The organism is Chitinophaga sp. W3I9 (assembly GCF_050434025.1).
In the GTDB taxonomy this organism is placed as follows: Bacteria; Bacteroidota; Bacteroidia; order Chitinophagales; family Chitinophagaceae; genus Chitinophaga.
In genome coordinates this window covers 5,372,772-5,391,008 of record NZ_JBNPWC010000001.1, presented here as the reverse complement: position 1 = coordinate 5,391,008, position 18,237 = coordinate 5,372,772, and the positions used below count along the sequence as shown (strand labels likewise).

Sequence of the window (18,237 nt, the reverse complement as noted above, 5' to 3'; positions counted from 1 at the left end):
GCAGAGGAACCTCTTCCTCCTCATCTTTTTTTGAAGATTTTTTTTGAAGCGGCTGAACGGCTGGCCTTGATATTCCTGAAATGCTGTGATGGTGTGCAGCGGCTGAGGGAGAGGAGTGTATCGCTCCGGTATTAAGGTTTTCATGTGACATAATGTGAGGGATTGGATTATATCATAGCTTGTAATTTACATTATTTGATTTATAAAATGATGCAAATTGGTTTGAAATCCTGACAAGGGTTTTACCGCAGCGCTGCCTGCAGTTTAGATGGGTATAGTCTTTGCGCCGGATGTAAAGGTTAACCTAAAAAAGAAGATTATGCAGCTGATGTCTCATATACCGGCGCCGGCCGAAGTATTCAAATTTCAGGGTCAGGAAATACGATTTGGGGTGCTGGGAACAGGTGCACCACTTGTACTGCTTCACGGAACCCCTTTTTCTTCCGTTGTATGGAGGCGTATTGGTTCCTGGCTGGCAGAACACAGGCAGGTATTTTACTATGATCTTCCCGGTTACGGATATTCGGAAAAAAAAGAAGGGCAGGATGTATCGCTTGGTATTCAAAATAAAGTTTTCGCTGCATTGCTGCAACATTGGGGACTGGACCGGCCTGATATCGTGGCGCATGACTTTGGCGGCACCACCGCATTGCGGACGCACTTGCTCGACGGCCGGGATTACCGCTCGCTGACCCTGATTGATCCGGTGGCAATAGGACCATCGGGCTCTCCATTTGTGCAGGCCGCAAAAAATCATCCGGAGGTTTTTACAGGGCTTCCCGCTTATATTCATGAAGCGATCCTTCGCGCATATATTAGTGGCGCTGCATTTCATCCGCTGCCTGAAGATGTAATGCAGCTATACCTGCGACCCTGGTTGGGAGAAACAGGTCAGGCGGCCTTCTACCGGCAGATCGCACAGATGAGCGATCAATATACCAACGAAATAGAAAACCATTTTTCTGAAATCCGTTGCCCGGTAACAATTTTATGGGGTGAAGATGACCAGTGGATACCTTTGGAGCGCGGAAAGGAACTGAGCAGGCGTATCGGAAACGCCCGCCTTCATGTGGTGCCCCAGGCAAAACACCTTGTCCAGGAAGATGCGCCTGAGGCTATTATTGCAACGGTTCTCGGTTTTTTATCAACGGCCGGATGAAGATAGCTATCTGATCACTAACCCGGTTATTCCGCCGATGATGTCATTCAAACCTGCCGGCTTTTCATTTTTCCAATAAGTGGCTTTGCCATCAAGATAGCCGGCTACATAAACATCGTTTCCTGCAACCGCAATTACATTTACACCGGCGCCGGCTTCTTCTTTTCCATCGGTCAGCCTCACTGCTTTCCCGTTCTTCCAGCAAACAATGATATTTGCGCCGGCCTCATTTCTGTCGATCCCCGCCACGTATACTTCATTACCGGACACCGTAATGGCATTTGCCCTGCAGCCACCCGGAAGCATCACCGGCTCACCGTTTTTCCAATACATGGCCACTTCCTTTCCGGCTTCATCAGTTTTAAAACCCGCCACGTAAATGTCGTTGCCGGATATGGCAATGGCATGTGCTTCCGCGCTCGTTTTTCCGTCCGACAGCGCTACCGCATTTCCATTTTTCCAGCAGGTGGCAACATATTCACCCTGGTCATTTGCCTGGTAGCCGGCGATATACACATCGCCGCCGCCCAGCACAATGCCGTGCAGTTTTGTGTCTTTACCCAGTGAGGCGGCTACGCCATTTTTCCAGTACACCGCATCGCTGCCATTGTTTCCAATCACATGCACATCCGGACCGGATACACTGATACCAACAGCTTTCGAATATGTTTCCCCGTTAGCGAGCGTTACAGCTTTACCATTTTTCCAATAAGTGGCAACAGGCTCCCCGGCAGTGTTATATTCATGACCGGCTACATACTGGTCATTACCTGATACCGCAATGGCGGCAGCTCCCGCCTGTGTTTTGCCATCCGTTAGCCGGATCGTTTTTCCATTGTTCCAGTAAGTGAGACCAGGGTCTTTACCGGAATAATCATCATATACCATTAACATAGCAGGGGAGGATTGGGCATTAACAGTAGAGGTAGCGGTTAACAGCAATAGCAGCGCGCCAGCCAGCGGGTTAATTTTTTTGATCATGTTTTACTTTTTGCAATGTTCCGTTTAATGTTCCTGAAGATGGGGTATCATCAGGATGCTAAATACCGGCTTAAGATACGATTTTTTATATACAAAGGAGAGGGGATTGTATCAAAATGCTTTTGATACAATCCCCTTTTTCCCAGGTATTACTGCAAGTCTTATCTGAAAAGATGAACCACCAGGTTTACTTCAAATGTTCCATTGGTATAATTACGTAAGCCTGCCGTCTGCGAGTTGTAGATTAGCTGGAATCCGGCTATGGACCTGTAGTTTACGCCCACACCTGCACTAAAGCTTTTCGAGGAGTGGTAGAGGGCGAATGCATTCAGTTGCTGTTGCAGGAAGATGAAATTAGCGCCGGCATCAATAATATTATCATATCCTTTCACGCCGCGCATACATATCTTCGGTTCTATTGAATTGAGTTGCCCCGCCATTTCAAATTTATAACCGGCTGCAGCGAAGTACAGCGCGCGGTCTATTCCATCATCCTCGGCTTTGTTTTTAACAAAGCTCACCAGGTTGGGTACAGATCCCTGCAGGGTAAGTCCTTTACGGGTATAGGCCATACCGAAGTCTCCTTCAAAATAATTATCTCTTCTGTTGAATGCATTGATATAGGTGTCGGTTACATCGCCGTTGATCCCTTTGGTATCCAGCCGGCGGTTTACAAATGCGGCCGACAAACCAAAATGCAATACACTCACACCGCTCAAACTCAGTGGCAGGTGGTATGCATAAGTGAATGCCACTTTTGTACTGTTGATTAAACCAGCTTTGTCGTTAAAGATATTCATACCAATGCCTACACGTTTTCCCAGCATATAGTCGGCCGTAAGGGCTTTGGCCACCGGTGCGCCAGGTATATCTGACGACTGGCGCTGATAAGCCATGTATACATGTAACCCGGTGTCAATCCCTGCCATCGCGGCATTGGCCATGTACTGATCCAGGAAGTATTGCGCCGCCAGTGGCTCATACATCATGGTTGGATTGCCTGCAGTTTGTGCGCCTGCATATTGACTGCCGAGAGCGAAAGCTCCCAGCAGTGCGATATATCTCACATACTTTTTCATAGTCGTTTGCTTAGTAATTTGCATTGACAATAGTGATAAACCCTTTAAACTTCGGCACGTTATTGCCGAGATCAATGATATAATAGTAGGTGCCTTCTGCCAGTCGCTGGCCATTTACCGTACCATTCCAGTTGTTGGTATAGCCACGCTGATGGAATATCATGCGCCCTGAACGGTCAAATATCCTGACTTCATTTTGCGGATACATATCGATATTCTTTACCACCCACAGGTCGTTTTTGCCGTCGCCGTTCGGAGTAAGGATATTAGTCGCTTCCAGTTTATAATCTTCTTTAACGGTAATCGTAATATCCTTTGTAACGCTGCAACCACCGGTACCGGTGATGGTTACCTGGTAGTTGGTGGTAACCGCCGGACGGGCTATGGGGGATGCGATATTGGCATCATTCAGTCCTGTGGCGGGCGACCATGCGTACGCATTGCCGCCGGAAGCAGTGAGGCTGATCGTTTCTCCCTTGCTGATTGTAGTGTTGCCATTTGCGTGTACTTCACCCGCCGGCAATGGATTTACGGTTACGGATACTGCTGCGGAGAGCACACCGATGTTGTTGTCGTATATCGCTTTCGCGGTGTAGCTGCCGCTTTCATCTACTGTCAGCGACCGGCCCGTTGCGCCAGGTATCAGGATACCATTGCGGTACCATTCATGGGTGGTAGTGCTGCTGGATTGTAACGTCACGGTATTGGGTGCGCAGAAAGTAGTACTGCCCTGCGCGGTGATTACCGGTGCGGTCCATGCGGTAACGATAATGGTTTGTGTTATCGTTTGGGCAGGTTCGTAGTTATTGTTGCCCGGTTGAGAGGCGCTGATGTTGGCGGTGCCGGCTGTTCCCACATGCGCCGTATTACCACTGATACTAATGGCAGCGCTGTTGTCGCTGCTAAACGTAACCGGCAGTCCGGAGCTGGCAGTAGCAGTGAGAATAAAATCAGGATCTCCCTGGTTCTTATTACCTGTTGCAAGGAAGGTAATTTGCTGCTGCGCCTTCGCAATTGTCAGCTGACCATTGGTAAAGGTGATGTTATAGTTGCCGGCCGTTAAACCTGAAGGCGTAATGATATAAGTGCCTGCATTAATGGCTCCCTGCGATGTGCCTGTGTAAACCAGCGTACCGGTTAAACTGGTTGTGCCGTCGCCATTCACCAATCCCGTATAGTCTACCCCGTTACCACCTGTATAGCTGCTGCCGGTGTAGGTCCGTACTTCGTCCCTGGCTTTAATGGTCAGCGCAGCTTTGGCAACGTTGAATGTTTGTGTTGCCTGCGTGGCCGGCGAGTAGTTGCCGTTGCCTGCCTGATCTGCCGCAATGGTAACGCTGCCCGCGCCGGTAATGGTAACAGTGTTGCCGTTGATGGTAGCCGGACCGCTTACCAGGCTGTAGCTCACCGCTAACATACTGCTGCTGGTGGCGCTGAGCGTAAAGGCGGCGTCGCCATATGTTTTGTTAGCGATAGCGGGGAAGGTGATGGTTTGCGAGGTGAGCCCAACAGTTAAGGTACCATTCACCGGTGTGAAGATGTAATTGGCCGCTGTCAGCGGAGTTACATTCACGGTAATAGGATAGGTACCCGGTGCGCTGCTGTTATTCGCACTGGTGCTGAGTCCTGGTGTGCCATTCACCACGCTGCTGTTTTCATTATTTACAAATCCGGTAATGGTGTAAGTGAGCGGCGGATTATTAGTGCCGTATGCTTTTTGCTTATCATCCGCAGTTACGGTCAGCGTGGCCGGCGCTACCTGGAACGACTGGCTCACTGCCGCTGCCGCCGTGTAATTGGCGTCACCTGCCTGTGTAGCGCTTATGGTTACATTGCCCACGCCGGTGATGGTAACGGTATTGCCGCTCACCGTAGCCGGACCGGCGGTTACGGTGTAAGTTACTGTCAACCCCGCATCGCTGGTAACGCTGAGCGCAAAGGCCGCATCGCCGTATGTTTTACCGGTGATAGCCGGGAAGGTGATAGTTTGCGCCGCCTTTGTAATAGTGAGCGATCCACCTGCAAAGTTAAAGTCGTAGTTGGTGGCTGTTAACGTGCCGGCAGTCACCGTAATCGGATAAACACCCGGTGCGCTGTTGATATCGGCAGTATGAGTAATGGCGGCATTTCCACTTACTACACTGCTGTTTTCGTTGTTTACAAAACCGGTGATGGTATAATCCGGTGTTGGATTAATTTGTTTGTATGCTCTGTTTTTATCATTAGCCGTTACCGTTAGTGTGGCTTTAGCAACGTTGAATGTTTGCGTTGCCTGTGTCGCCGGTGAGTAGTTGCTGTTGCCTGCCTGGTCAGCCGCAATGGTAACACTGCCTGCGCCGGTAATAGTAACAGTGTTGCCGCTGATGGAAGCCGGACCGCTTACCACGCTGTAGCTCACCGCTAACGTACTGCTGCTGTTGGCGCCGAGTGTAAAGGCGGCGTCACCATATGTTTTGTTAGCGATAGCGGGGAAGGTGATGGTTTGCGAGGTGAGCCCAACAGTTAAGGTACCATTCACCGGTGTGAAGATGTAATTGGCTGCTGTCAGCGGAGTTACATTCACGGTGATAGGATAGGTACCCGGTGCACTGCTGTTATCAGCACTGGTACTGAGTCCTGGTGTACCATTCACCACACTGCTGTTTTCATTGTTTACAAATCCGGCGATGGTATAAGTGAGCGGCGGATTATTAGCGCCGTATGCTTTTTGCTTATCATCCGCAGTTACGGTCAGCGTGGCCGGCGCTACCTGGAACGACTGGCTCACCGCTGCTGCCGCCGTGTAATTGGCGTCACCCGCCTGTGTAGCGCTTATAGTTACATTGCCAGCACCGGTGATGGTAACGGTATTGCCGCTCACCGTAGCCGGACCTGCAGTTACAGCGTAAGCTACAGGCAATCCTGCATCGCTGGCAGCGTTGAGCGTAAAGGCTGCATCGCCGTATGTTTTACCGGTGATAGCCGGGAAGGTGATAGTTTGCGCCGCCTTTGTAATAGTGAGCGATCCACCTGCAAAGTTAAAGTCGTAATTAGCGGCTGTTAACGTGCCGGCAGTCACCATAATCGGATAAACACCCGGCGAGCTGTTGATATCGGCAGTATGAGTAATGGCGGCATTTCCACTTACTACACTGCTGTTTTCGTTGTTTACAAAACCGGTGATGGTATAATCCGGTGTTGGATTAGTTTGTTTGTATGCCCTGTTTTTATCATTAGCCGTTACCGTTAGGGTGGCTTTGGCAACGTTGAAAGTTTGTGTAACCTGCGTGGCTGGCGAGTAGTTGCTGTTGCCTGCCTGGTCAGCCGCAATGGTAACACTGCCTGCGCCGGTAATGGTAACAGTGTTGCCGCTGATGGAAGCCGGACCGCTTACCACGCTGTAGCTCACCGCTAACATACTGCTGCTGGTGGCGCCGAGTGTAAAGGCGGCGTCACCATATGTTTTATCAGTGATAGCGGGGAAGGTGATGGTTTGTGGCGCCAGTCCAACCGTTAAGCTGCCATTTACAGCAGAGAAGGTATAATTGGTCGCTGTCAATGGAGTTATATCCACGGTAATAGGATATGCACCCGGAGCGCTGCTGTTATCAGCACTGGTACTGAGTCCTGGTGTACCATTCACCACACTGCTGTTTTCATTGTTTACAAATCCGGCGATGGTATAAGTGAGCGGCGGATTATTAGCGCCGTATGCTTTTTGCTTATCATCCGCAGTTACGGTCAGCGTGGCCGGCGCTACCTGGAACGACTGGCTCACCGCTGCTGCCGCCGTGTAATTGGCGTCACCCGCCTGTGTAGCGCTTATAGTTACATTGCCAGCACCGGTGATGGTAACGGTATTGCCGCTCACCGTAGCCGGACCGGCGGTTACGGTGTAAGTTACTGTCAACCCCGCATCGCTGGCAGCGTTGAGCGTAAAGGCCGCATCGCCGTATGTTTTACCGGTGATAGCCGGGAAGGTGATAGTTTGCGCCGCCTTTGTAATAGTGAGCGATCCACCTGCAAAGTTAAAGTCGTAATTAGCGGCTGTTAACGTGCCGGCAGTCACCATAATCGGATAAACACCAGGTGCGCTGTTGATATCGGCAGTATGAGTAATGGCGGCATTTCCACTTACTACACTGTTGTTTTCACCGTTTACAAAACCGGTAACAGTATAATCCGGTGTTGGATTAGTTTGTTTGTATACCCTGTTTTTATCATTAGCCGTTACCGTTAGTGTGGCTTTGGCAACGTTGAAAGTTTGTGTAACCTGCGTGGCCGGTGAGTAGTTGCCGTTGCCTGCCTGGTCAGCCGCAATGGTAACACTGCCTGCGCCGGTAATAGTAACAGTGTTGCCGCTGATGGAAGCCGGACCGCTTACCACGCTGTAGCTCACCGCTAACATACTGCTGCTGGTGGCGCCGAGTGTAAAGGCGGCGTCACCATATGTTTTATCAGTGATAGCGGGGAAGGTGATGGTTTGTGGCGCCAGTCCAACCGTTAAGCTGCCATTTACAGCAGAGAAGGTATAATTGGTCGCTGTCAATGGAGTTATATCCACTGTAATAGGATATGCACCCGGAGCGCTGCTGTTATTAGCACTGGTACTGAGTCCTGGTGTACCATTCACCACGCTGCTGTTTTCATTGTTTACAAATCCGGCGATGGAGTAAGTGAGCGGCGGATTATTAGCGCCGTATGCTTTTTGCTTATCATCCGCAGTTACGGTCAGCGTGGCCGGCGCTACCTGGAACGACTGGCTCACTGCCGCTGCCGCCGTGTAATTGGCGTCACCTGCCTGTGTAGCGCTTATGGTTACATTGCCCACGCCGGTGATGGTAACGGTATTGCCGCTCACCGTAGCCGGACCGGCGGTTACGGTGTAAGCTACTGTTAATCCTGCATCGCTGTTGGCGCTGAGCGCAAAGGCCGCATCGCCATATGTTTTGTTAGAGATGGCCGGGAAGCTGATAGTTTGCGCCGCCTTTGTAATAGTGAGCGATCCGTTGGCGAAGTTAAAGTCGTAGTTAGCGGCTGTTAATGTACCCGCAGTGACCGTAATCGGATAAACACCCGGTGCGCTGTTGATATCGGCAGTATGAGTAATGGTGGCATCACCACTTACTACACTGCTGTTTTCGCCGTTTACAAAACCGGTAACAGTATAATCCGGTGTTGGATTAGTTTGTTTGTATACCCTGTTTTTATCATTAGCCGTTACCGTTAGTGTGGCTTTAGCAACGTTGAATGTTTGCGTTGCCTGTGTCGCCGGTGAGTAGTTGCTGTTGCCTGCCTGGTCAGCCGCAATGGTAACACTGCCTGCGCCGGTAATGGTAACAGTGTTGCCGCTGATGGAAGCCGGACCGCTTACCACGCTGTAGCTCACCGCTAACGTACTGCTGCTGTTGGCGCCGAGTGTAAAGGCGGCGTCGCCATATGTTTTGTTAGCGATAGCGGGGAAGGTGATGGTTTGCGAGGTGAGCCCAACAGTTAAGGTACCATTCACCGGTGTGAAGATGTAATTGGCCGCTGTCAGCGGAGTTACATTCACGGTGATAGGATAGGTACCCGGAGCGCTGCTGTTATCAGCACTGGTACTGAGTCCCGGTGTACCATTCACCACGCTGCTGTTTTCATTGTTTACAAATCCGGCGACGGTGTAAGTGAGCGGCGGATTATTAGCGCCGTATGTTTTTTGCTTATCATCCGCAGTTACGGTCAGCGTGGCCGGCGCTACCTGGAACGACTGGCTCACTGCCGCTGCCGCCGTGTAATTGGCGTCACCTGTCTGTATGGCGCTTATGGTTACATTGCCCACGCCGGTGATGGTAACGGTATTGCCGTTCACCGTAGCCGGACCTACAGTTACAGCGTAAGCTAGAGGCAACCCTGCATCGCTGTTGGCGCTGAGCGCAAAGGCCGCATCGCCATATGTTTTGTTAGAGATAGCCGGGAAGGTGATGGTTTGAGATGCCTTTGTAATAGTAAGCGATCCGTTGGCAAAGTTAAAGTCGTAGTTAGCGGCTGTTAATGTACCCGCAGTGACCGTAATCGGATAAACACCAGGCGCACTGTTGATATCGGCAGTGTGGGTAATGGTGGCATCACCACTTACTACACTGCTGTTTTCGCCGTTTACAAAACCGGTGATGGTATAATCCGGTGTTGGATTAGTTTGTTTGTATACCCTGTTTTTATCATTAGCCGTTACCGTTAGTGTGGCTTTGGCAATGCTGAATGTTTGTGATACCTGCGTCGCCGGCGAGTAATTGCCATTACCTGCCTGATCAGCAGTGATAGTTACATCGCCCGCGCCGGTGAATGTGATGACATTACCACTGAGTGTTGCCGGCCCGCTTACTACGTTATAAGTGATAGGCAAACCTGCATCGCTGTTGGTGTTAAGCGTAACCGGCGCACTGCCGTAGGTTTTATTGCCTATTGCCGGGAAGGTAATGGTTTGAGGCGCCGTTGTTACCGTCAGCAGTCCGTTTACAGGAATGATGCTATAGTTGACAGCGCTCAGCGAGGCGGCGTTGGTCACCTGGATCGGGTAACCACCCGGCGCACTGCTGGCATCTGCCGTGGTACTAAGCAGCGGAGTGCCTGTTACTACGCTGTTATCATCTCCATTCACCAGCCCATTGTAGGTATAGGTTAACGCAGGATTATTTTCTCCATATAACCGCTGTTTGTTATCTGCATTTACAAATAATGATTTTTTCAAAACGATAAACCCGCCTGTGACAATGGTTGCCGGATCGTAATCTGTGTCGCCGCTTTGTGTAGCCGTCACCGTTACATTTCCTGTGCCCGTAATGGTAAGGATGTTACCGCTGATAGTAGCCGGACCGGCAACACTGAAGGCCACTGTGAGACCGGAGGTACTGGTGGCATTCAGGGCAAAAGGAGCGTCGCCATATGTTTTATCCGTTAAGGCACTAAGGGTAATTACCTGCGGTGCTTTGGTAACTGTAAGCGTACCTGGTTTGAAGCTGAACTGGTAATTGGTGGCAGTAGCGGTGCCGGCGCTTATGGTGATGGGGTAGTCGCCGGTATGACTGTCAATATCCGCTGTAGTGCTGATGCTCGCATCACCGTTTATCACGCTGCTGTTGTCGCCGTTCACGAAGCCGGTAATGGTATAATCCAATACAGGATTAGCCTGCTTATACGGCCTGTTCTTATCATTTGCTGTTATCGTGAGAATGGCTCTGGCTACGTTAAATGTTTGTGTTACCTGTAGTGCTGCGGTGTAATTGGTATTTCCCGGTTGATCGGCGGTAACGGTTACATTTCCTCCGCCGGTAATGGTGAGCGTGTTACCGCTCACGGTAGCCGGACCAGACACCACATTGTAAATGATAGGCAAACCTGCATCCGTATTAAGTGGCAGGGTAATCGGCGCCGCACCATAAACCACACCGGATGGTGCAGGGAAGGTGATGGTTTGCTGCTGTTGCGTAATGGTTAATATACCACCTGCTCCCGACAAGGTGTAATTATCAGCAGTGGCGCTGCTCAGATCCGTTGTAATAGCATAGTTGCCCACGTTGCTGTTTATATCAGCTGCCCAGATGGCATCTACCGTACCGTTGATCGCACTCGCATCATCTGTGTAGGCAAACCCGGTGTAGGTAAACGTAGGGGTGGGGTTCGCCGTTTTATACGGCCGGCTGGCATCATCTGCTTTTATGGTCAGCGCTTTTTTCGCGACGGTAACAGGTCTTGTTACAGGTGTTGCAGGCAGATAAATATTGGTAGCAGCTGCGTGAGCGGTGATCACCGCCGTACCAGCACCGGTAGTTTTTATTTTCCCGTTCAGGGTGTCTGCTACGGCCGTATTGCCGGAAGTATAAGTAATGATACCATCTCCGGTAGTAGTTGCCTTCGGATCAATATCTATATCACCGTAGGTAATAACCGGAGTAGCAGGGAAGGCCGGGAAAGTGATCGTTTGTGGTATTGCCTGTATTTCATATGCGCCCAGGTCAATAACAGTATTGCTGATACGTGTTTTCCTGTCAAGATCCAATGTATCTGCCTGTGCGGGATAGCCTGCATCGTTGGTTTGCGGATCGCCTTTGTTGATACCATAGTTGACGGGCGTTAACCGCAGGTCCCCGGTGCTAAGGTTGTTGAACACCACATCAGGAGTAGCTTGAGAAGTACCTGCGCTGGCATAATACAGGTTACCAAAAATGCTGTAACGGATGTTTGGAGTGGGACCGGAATAATCGCCCCCGCTACCGGAAGAAGTATTTTTAGCTACCACACTGTTATACGAAGTGAAGGTGCCGCTGCTGGAAATAGCGGACCCTCCGGAGGTATTGCCTCCCACGGTAACATTGGTAAGAGTGGTATTGCCGGAGCTTCTTATAGCGGCTCCGTCAAGCACGGCATTGTTGCCAAAGAACACGCAGTTGATCAGTTGCAGTAAGCCGCCGGATTGGTTAACAGCGCCGCCATATTGGGCGCTGTAGTTCCCGTAAAATTGACAATTCTTTATTGTCAGTGTGGCATTTGTGGCGTCTATACCACCACCGGCATTACTGGCCTGGCCTCCGGTAATGATGAGGCCATCCAGTATGCTTTCTGCGCTGAGAAAGCCCACCGTTATCACGCGACGGCTGTTGGCGCCCCGGATATTCGCTGTACTCAGGACAACGTTATTGGTAAGCCGGTCATTTCCATCCACATCCCCGCTCAGGATTACCGGGTTGACCGGAATATTCCGGTCGGCCAATTTAGTTTCATTACCTATAAAACCACCGTAAACGGCTACGCCGGAAGGTATAGTAAATGTAGCCAGGGTGTTCCCCGAGTAATCAGGTTTATAAGTACCTGCGGCTACCCATATTTTTGTAATACCATTCAGCGGCTCTGCGGCGGCTTTGAGTGCAGTCGACAATTCAACCACCGGCCTGGCCCAGCTGCTGCCGTCGCCGTTTATGGGAAATATTTTGTTTACATATACAATGCCGTTGACATCGGGGTTCACTACCGTCAGGGAACACGTTGGTGTGACGGCAAGGTTTAATGCGGCAGGCGCTGGCGCTGATAAGGTATAGTCCTTCGTCCAGTTGGTGGTGTCCTGTACAAGGGCTCGCAGGCGGGCCGAAGTACCGATGGTTACCGAACAATTATACCGCGCGTTCACTGCGTTTACGCTGGGAAAATTGAGAAGGCTGGTAGTAGCTGGTTGGGTTGATTTGGAAGAAGTGAATTCATCCGCAGCAAGAGATGCTTCCCAGGTGTTGCGGTTCACATTGATACCGGCAATGATATTCGGATTACCTGAACTACCGGTGAAAGCAAACAACTGATCACCTGCAATACCAAGACTGATATATTCTTTATTGGTCAGTGCGGCGCTGTTGGCGGTAGGGGTGGAGCTGGTCAGGTTAAGTACGCCGGAAGAGGCAGTGGGACTATATTTACAGTAAATAGTTACCCGTGTTCCTACCGCCATTTTGCTGGTGCCTGGCGACCATTGGAGAATACCATCTGTTTTGGAGCCGGTGGAAATGTCGGTGGAAATAGACTGAAAGCCGGCACCTGTCCACCCCAGATCTGTAAAATAAATGATCGTATTAGCCGGGCACTCACGGAGCAATACAAATGAAAACGCATCATTCTGTACGCTGCCGTTATTGTCGTCGTCATAAATATTCACGCCGGTAAAAACGAGATCGCCGGGGCCAAAGGCCTGCGCCTGCGCGCAGGTAGCAATGCCTGTGAGTAATAATAGGGATATCAGGGTTCTGCGTAAAATTAACTTCATAAAAAGGCGAGCCTTAGGTATAAGAAATATATAGACATGCACCCTGTTGTTCAGGATGTTAAATTGCTTGAAAGTACCTCACCTGATCTTTATCAGGCGCAGAGGTAAGTGTTGATCCAGCCGGAAGACACACCGGGTATCTCCGTATTCACAATTTCCTGCCAGATCTGCGCGGTGTTATCTGTTCCGCCAATTATTTCCGGCTCAAACGCCTCATTTGTTTTCACCAGCCATGCAGGTGCCACCATGTGGTGAGTGGCTGCATCCATATGCAGGGGGCCGCGCGGACTATCCAGTGTTACGTCGTGGAGTGTCAACAGTATCTCCCGCGCACGGAATCGATGTGTATCTGCCGTATTATAAATATGCTCAAGGATAATAGCGGTGCTCCAGCCGTGCATACCAGGTAAATTAGCTTCACGGCCGGTATAAGCAGTAAACTGTGTTTTCAGTAATTCGTTCGCGTTATTTTTGAGAGATGAAATCCACGGAACATACCCGCTCACCTGGAACGGTATTTCCAGGTGACCATGCACTGCTGACAGGGTTTCATCCAGCAACATGGGGCTGGCGAATACCTGCAGGCCCTCCGTTACATCCGATGCCCGCAACTGCTGAAGAAAACAATGCGCCAGGTCCCCGTTATAAACCGCCAGCAACGTTTGTACGTGTGCGTTAGTACGCAGGAAGTGATGCATTGGCGTGGAATCAAATTCCTTCACTTTATACTGGCTTACGAAGTTGTAGGCAACACTGCCGCCGTTATCGGCGAACGATTGTACCAGCGCATGATTATGAGAATAGCCGCCGTCATAAAACGAAGTACATACCGCGGCATCCTTTGCGAGGGTGGCAGCGTAGATCCCGGTCAGCCGGCATTGAATGGTGTTGTTAAGTGTGTGCGACAGTACTGTTGGATGAGGTTCCCATTCATGCATATATTTTGCGCCGTTGTGTACCAGCAATACGAGGCGGTTCAATGATTTCGCGAGTGCGGCTATATTGCTTACTGCAGGCTGATCTGCATATAACACCAGTACATCGGCATGGTGTTCCAGCATCATTTTTTCTGCCTGTTCCATTACCATTTCAGCGTTGGTGCCAAACCCGATATTGGCGGTAAACCATGTAACAGGTACGCCCCGGTATTGCAGATAAGCCTCCATACCCTGGAGGAAGTCGTGCTGCAGCAGCGGATGAAAGGTAGATCTGGGTAGGAGTGCTCCTATTTTCATATGGCTGGTTCTTAAGGTGTAGGAAATACGCCAAACAGGGAAATAATAAAATTCACCACCAGGTATGATTGCATATTGTCGGTGGGGGCTGTACCGCCGGTTGGCTGTACCGTCATTATTAACGAATCACCGGCTGGCGACATGCCTGTATGTGCAACCTGTAAAGGCGCCAACCTTTTGGTAGTGCTTTTAACAGTACTGTAAATTTTTTCTGATGGGGTGATGGCAAACGAACGATTCTGTGGGTTGATGCCATTGGCGTGGTTTTCTCCCAGGGCAGGTAAAAATACCGGTCCGGAAATAAAATGCATATGCGGCGGGAGATTATCGGAAGCCAAGGTGACAGTTTCTTCTCCTCCCTTTTCGCCAATTTGATAAGTTAAGCCGCTGGAAGAATCGCTACCCATATGCAGCGGCACCCTGCCGCGCAGATCCGGCAACGCAAAAACAGACTGACCATCCCCACCATAGGTAGTACCAATAAGTTGAAACAGTACATCGTTTTCTGAAATGGGAAGTAATTGCCCATCGCAAAAGGCCCATCCAAGTGGTGCAAAATTTCCGGCAAATATTCTTATTTCTCCTACAAAAGGCATTCGTATCAGTGTTTGAGTGTGATCATTTATTATTGACGGGGAGGGAATACTCCTGCCATCGATATAGCAAACATAATAGTGAGGGTTGGTTGACAATTATTCACTGGTGTATTGCCGCCTGCTCCTGCTGCCCGCATCCTTGACCTCAGATCTGCCATTGTTCCGGTGCCGGCTGTTTTACCATAGGGAAGTCCCGAAGGCGCTATGCCAGGATAATTGTTGATAGGATTGTTGGTATTATTATTTTCGCCTGCCGGTAAAGATAACGGTCGCCGCTTGATCAGATGCGTATGCACCGGCATTTGATTGATGGTGAGCTGGTTTTCATTGGCGCCCCCCATTTCGCCAAGCTCCCGCTGTGTCAGATCAGGTCCCTGGCCGGCCCCGATGGGAACTCTTCCCTGCATGTCCGGCAGGGCAAAAGTGCTCTTGCCATCCCCTCCGTAGTAAGTGCCCAGGATGGAGAAAAGCGAGATATTCTGAGAAATAGGGAGCAGTTGTCCGTCACAAAACGCGAAATTTTTTGGCGCAAAATTGAAAGGGACCATAATGATTTCACCAACGAATGGATCGAGTGCCGACATATATTTAAAAATCAGGTGGTTGAAGGAAATATGCCTGTCAGGGCTATGATATAATTCATGGTGAGGTAAGGCATCATGTTGTTAACAGGTGTATTCGGAGAGGGATTGATCTCCGTAGCTAACGCACCATTCGCCGTGTCTGCTGCAAGGTCGCTGCCCTGTACCGTGGCCATTTGTTCATCCGCGGTGTCGCTGTACCTGGCGTTGGCGGCAACGGGTGCAGGATAGGCATTGGCAGAAGAATCAGTATTTGCCGCAGCTCCCACAGGCAGTTTAAGTACGGCCGTAACGCCGTGTTCATGTACCGGAAGATTGGCAACGGTGACGGTAGTAGTAACCTTGCCGGTTACTGTTCCCAGCATATGGGCCGCGTCCTGGTGCATTGGTATGCGCCCTCTCAGGTTGGGTAATGCAAAATTAACCCGGCCATCGCCGCCGAACGCAGTACCCAACAGGGAAAATAAAGCCTGATTCCGGTTAATGGGAAGTAATTGCCCATTACATAACGCGTAGTCTCTCGGCGCAAAATTAAAAGCCACTAAAAAAATCTCTGACAGGTAGGGAGTAGAGTCATTCATAATCGTTGTATCTGGTATTGCAAGGGATATTAGTCGTGTTATCTATGAAAAACTGATATAAAAGTATATTTTATTTTTTTTTCAAAGTAATATTTATTTGCTTTAACAAGAAATCAACGGAAGTGTTTATCTTCACATCACTTTTTTCCAGATCCCTATATTATGAATAAAGAACGCCGTTCCTTTCTACGGAATACATCTCTTGTAACAGGTTTATTGCTGTTGCAGAATCCTCTCAGAGCGCTGACTTCCACTTCAGAAAACGCGACTTATCTTCCCGGCGATAACCGGGAACTCCTGATCTGGCATACCAACGACCTGCATGGCCAGCTGGCCGGTCACCGCCCGGCAGGAGATCAGGGCGTGTTCCTGGATGCAGGTGATTTTACCAGTGGAACGGATAACGTGAACGCCTGTATGGAAATGATACAGGCCATGAATAAAGCCGGTTATCATGCAGCCACCATTGGTAACCGCGAACTGGCAAACGGCCAGGCTGCACTGGCCGCACTGATCCCGCATATGCAATTTGCCCTTGTAAATTGCAACTACCGTTTTACCGATCCATCACTCGCACGCCAGGTGGTACGTCATAAAATCGTATATGCGGGCTCGTTAAAAATAGGTATCACCGGTGTGGGACCGCAACTGCCGGATGTTCCCGGTGTCACCTTCCTGCCGCCGGTAGCAACCGCCGATGAAGTGGCCGCTAAACTTAAAAAAGAGCATGGCTGCCACGTAGTGATCTGCCTTTCCCACCTCGGCTTTAAGCAACCCGGCGAAACAGCAGATAACGCTGATATGGCTACCAGGTCTATGCATATTGATTTTGTAATAGGTGGTCATCAGCAGAAGATGATCACGACTACTTCCGTGTTCAGGAACATGGCAGGCAATGAGGTATACCTCAGCCAGGCCGGATGGAACGGGATGATGACCGGAAAAATGAAAATGTTTTTTAATGAGGACCGCCAGGGCTGCGGTATTCAACCCGGCAGCGGGGTGTCCTGATAAAGTTATTTCACAGCGCTTCTTTCCACACTTTTTATATCTTCCTGCTGGTCCTTTTTAAAATCGAACTGGTTAAACACCGGGTGCTGCCGGCTGTCTTCTTTTTTGTAATTTCGGTTATGTTATATGAACAGCGGATGAAAGTAGAATTGGAGATCTGGCAGCATAAAATGCAGGGCCGGCCTTCTCTGGCAGACCGGTTATCCCGGTCGGTGCAGTCACGCATCAACCGCATAATCCCGCAAAAAGTGCATGATGCTATTACTGTAACCATTAAACAAATGGTGCGGGGGGTACTGTTCGGTTCTATGTACACCGTACCCAACCAGCCTGTTTTTGCTTCGTTGTATGATTTGGAAGAAGCGGTGCTTCGCCGGGTGGACTTTTACCGGAAAACGGCTGCCGCTGAAGGCGGGCTTACCGGCGCCGGCGGGTTTTTATGGGGCCTTGCTGATTTCCCGATACTGCTCGGGATGAAATTGAAACTGCTTTTTGACATCGCCACCTTTTATGGCTTTGATGTAAAAGATTATAAGGAACGGTTGTATATCCTTTATATTTTCCAGCTGGCCTTCAGCAGCCAGGAACACCGGCAAAACGTGTATGAGTGTATTGTGGACTGGAAAGAGAAAAGCAGCCGGTTACCGGAAGACATTCACAGCTTCGATTGGCAGCAATTCCAGATCGAATACCGTGATCATATTGATCTGGCTAAAATGGGACAGTTGCTGCCCGTAGTGGGTGCGGCTGTGGGCGTAGTGGTAAATTACCGCCTTGTCACAAAGCTCGGCACTACGGCTATGAATGCCTACCGGATGCGGATACTGGACTAGCAGCAGCTTAATAGAAGAATTGCTCCGATATAATCTGCCCGTCTTTTACTTCGTATAACATGATCTCATCGATCTGTATTCTTCCAAATCCTTCTACCGTAACATCCATATTCCGGCCTACAGAAAAATAATTACCCGCCACAACAGGCTCGGTGGTATGAGCGCCGTGAACGTCCCGGATTTTTGAAACAAAGTCTTTACCTTTTTTGCGGACATCCGCTATGCCCTCCGCATAGCCAAAGTAGAGAGAATGGGGTGGGTCTATGCTTTTTACATGATCTGCAAAAAACTCATCCTGGATTTCAAACCACAATTCCTGTTGAGCCAGTTCGTTGAATCGTGCGGCCACTTCCTGGGTCGTCATGATGGTATTGGTTACTGTTGACATAAAATTCAGATTTGTTGAATGATGTAT

General features: G+C 49.8%; 11 protein-coding genes. 3 read left to right on the top strand and 8 right to left on the bottom strand.

Going from position 1 to position 18,237, the window contains the following annotated elements:
* Positions 1–319 precede the first annotated feature (319 nt).
* On the top strand, positions 320–1,159 hold the full coding sequence (locus QFZ51_RS21795) for an alpha/beta fold hydrolase (RefSeq protein ID WP_429048835.1): 840 nt from the start codon (positions 320–322) through the stop codon (positions 1,157–1,159).
* 6 nt (positions 1,160–1,165) lie between these two features.
* Here QFZ51_RS21795 and QFZ51_RS21790 read toward each other — a convergent pair whose 3' ends face one another.
* The 7 genes from QFZ51_RS21790 to QFZ51_RS21760 all read right to left on the bottom strand — a co-directional run bounded on the left by QFZ51_RS21790 (position 1,166) and on the right by QFZ51_RS21760 (position 15,978).
* Positions 1,166–2,140, bottom strand: coding sequence for a hypothetical protein (locus QFZ51_RS21790; protein WP_429048834.1), 975 nt, complete (start codon positions 2,138–2,140; stop codon positions 1,166–1,168).
* 161 nt (positions 2,141–2,301) lie between these two features.
* Entirely contained in the window at positions 2,302–3,219 is a 918-nt protein-coding gene (locus QFZ51_RS21785) for a PorP/SprF family type IX secretion system membrane protein (RefSeq protein ID WP_429048833.1), read from the bottom strand.
* Between the two features lie 10 nt (positions 3,220–3,229).
* Entirely contained in the window at positions 3,230–12,985 is a 9,756-nt protein-coding gene (locus QFZ51_RS21780) for an MBG domain-containing protein (RefSeq protein ID WP_429048831.1), read from the bottom strand.
* Positions 12,986–13,077: 92 nt separating this feature from the next.
* Complete coding sequence (locus QFZ51_RS21775) at positions 13,078–14,220, bottom strand: ABC transporter substrate-binding protein (RefSeq protein WP_429048829.1); 1,143 nt, start codon at positions 14,218–14,220, stop codon at positions 13,078–13,080.
* Positions 14,221–14,231: 11 nt separating this feature from the next.
* Positions 14,232–14,816, bottom strand: coding sequence for a phage tail protein (locus QFZ51_RS21770; protein ID WP_429048828.1), 585 nt, complete (start codon positions 14,814–14,816; stop codon positions 14,232–14,234).
* A gap of 29 nt (positions 14,817–14,845) precedes the next feature.
* Entirely contained in the window at positions 14,846–15,400 is a 555-nt protein-coding gene (locus tag QFZ51_RS21765) for a phage tail protein (protein WP_429048826.1), read from the bottom strand.
* 11 nt (positions 15,401–15,411) lie between these two features.
* On the bottom strand, positions 15,412–15,978 hold the full coding sequence (locus QFZ51_RS21760; protein WP_429048824.1) for a phage tail protein: 567 nt from the start codon (positions 15,976–15,978) through the stop codon (positions 15,412–15,414).
* 162 nt (positions 15,979–16,140) lie between these two features.
* On the opposite strand from QFZ51_RS21760, the gene QFZ51_RS21755 reads away from it, so the two are divergent.
* Positions 16,141–16,989 (top strand): metallophosphoesterase, encoded by an 849-nt coding sequence (locus QFZ51_RS21755; RefSeq protein WP_429048823.1) that lies wholly within the window; start codon positions 16,141–16,143, stop codon positions 16,987–16,989.
* Positions 16,990–17,126: 137 nt separating this feature from the next.
* Positions 17,127–17,822: an EcsC family protein gene (locus QFZ51_RS21750; protein WP_429048822.1), complete on the top strand. Its 696-nt coding sequence runs from the start codon at positions 17,127–17,129 to the stop codon at positions 17,820–17,822.
* A 7-nt stretch (positions 17,823–17,829) separates the two neighbouring features.
* Here QFZ51_RS21750 and QFZ51_RS21745 read toward each other — a convergent pair whose 3' ends face one another.
* Positions 17,830–18,210 (bottom strand): SnoaL-like domain-containing protein, encoded by a 381-nt coding sequence (locus tag QFZ51_RS21745; protein ID WP_429048821.1) that lies wholly within the window; start codon positions 18,208–18,210, stop codon positions 17,830–17,832.
* Positions 18,211–18,237: the final 27 nt, after the last annotated feature.

Coding starts and splice junctions, on each gene's coding strand:
- QFZ51_RS21795 (WP_429048835.1), top strand. CDS start 320: ATGCAGCTGATGTCTCATATACCGGCGCCGGCCGAAGTATTCAAATTT.
- QFZ51_RS21790 (WP_429048834.1), bottom strand. CDS start 2,140: ATGATCAAAAAAATTAACCCGCTGGCTGGCGCGCTGCTATTGCTGTTA.
- QFZ51_RS21785 (WP_429048833.1), bottom strand. CDS start 3,219: ATGAAAAAGTATGTGAGATATATCGCACTGCTGGGAGCTTTCGCTCTC.
- QFZ51_RS21780 (WP_429048831.1), bottom strand. CDS start 12,985: ATGAAGTTAATTTTACGCAGAACCCTGATATCCCTATTATTACTCACA.
- QFZ51_RS21775 (WP_429048829.1), bottom strand. CDS start 14,220: ATGAAAATAGGAGCACTCCTACCCAGATCTACCTTTCATCCGCTGCTG.
- QFZ51_RS21770 (WP_429048828.1), bottom strand. CDS start 14,816: ATGCCTTTTGTAGGAGAAATAAGAATATTTGCCGGAAATTTTGCACCA.
- QFZ51_RS21765 (WP_429048826.1), bottom strand. CDS start 15,400: ATGTCGGCACTCGATCCATTCGTTGGTGAAATCATTATGGTCCCTTTC.
- QFZ51_RS21760 (WP_429048824.1), bottom strand. CDS start 15,978: ATGAATGACTCTACTCCCTACCTGTCAGAGATTTTTTTAGTGGCTTTT.
- QFZ51_RS21755 (WP_429048823.1), top strand. CDS start 16,141: ATGAATAAAGAACGCCGTTCCTTTCTACGGAATACATCTCTTGTAACA.
- QFZ51_RS21750 (WP_429048822.1), top strand. CDS start 17,127: ATGAAAGTAGAATTGGAGATCTGGCAGCATAAAATGCAGGGCCGGCCT.
- QFZ51_RS21745 (WP_429048821.1), bottom strand. CDS start 18,210: ATGTCAACAGTAACCAATACCATCATGACGACCCAGGAAGTGGCCGCA.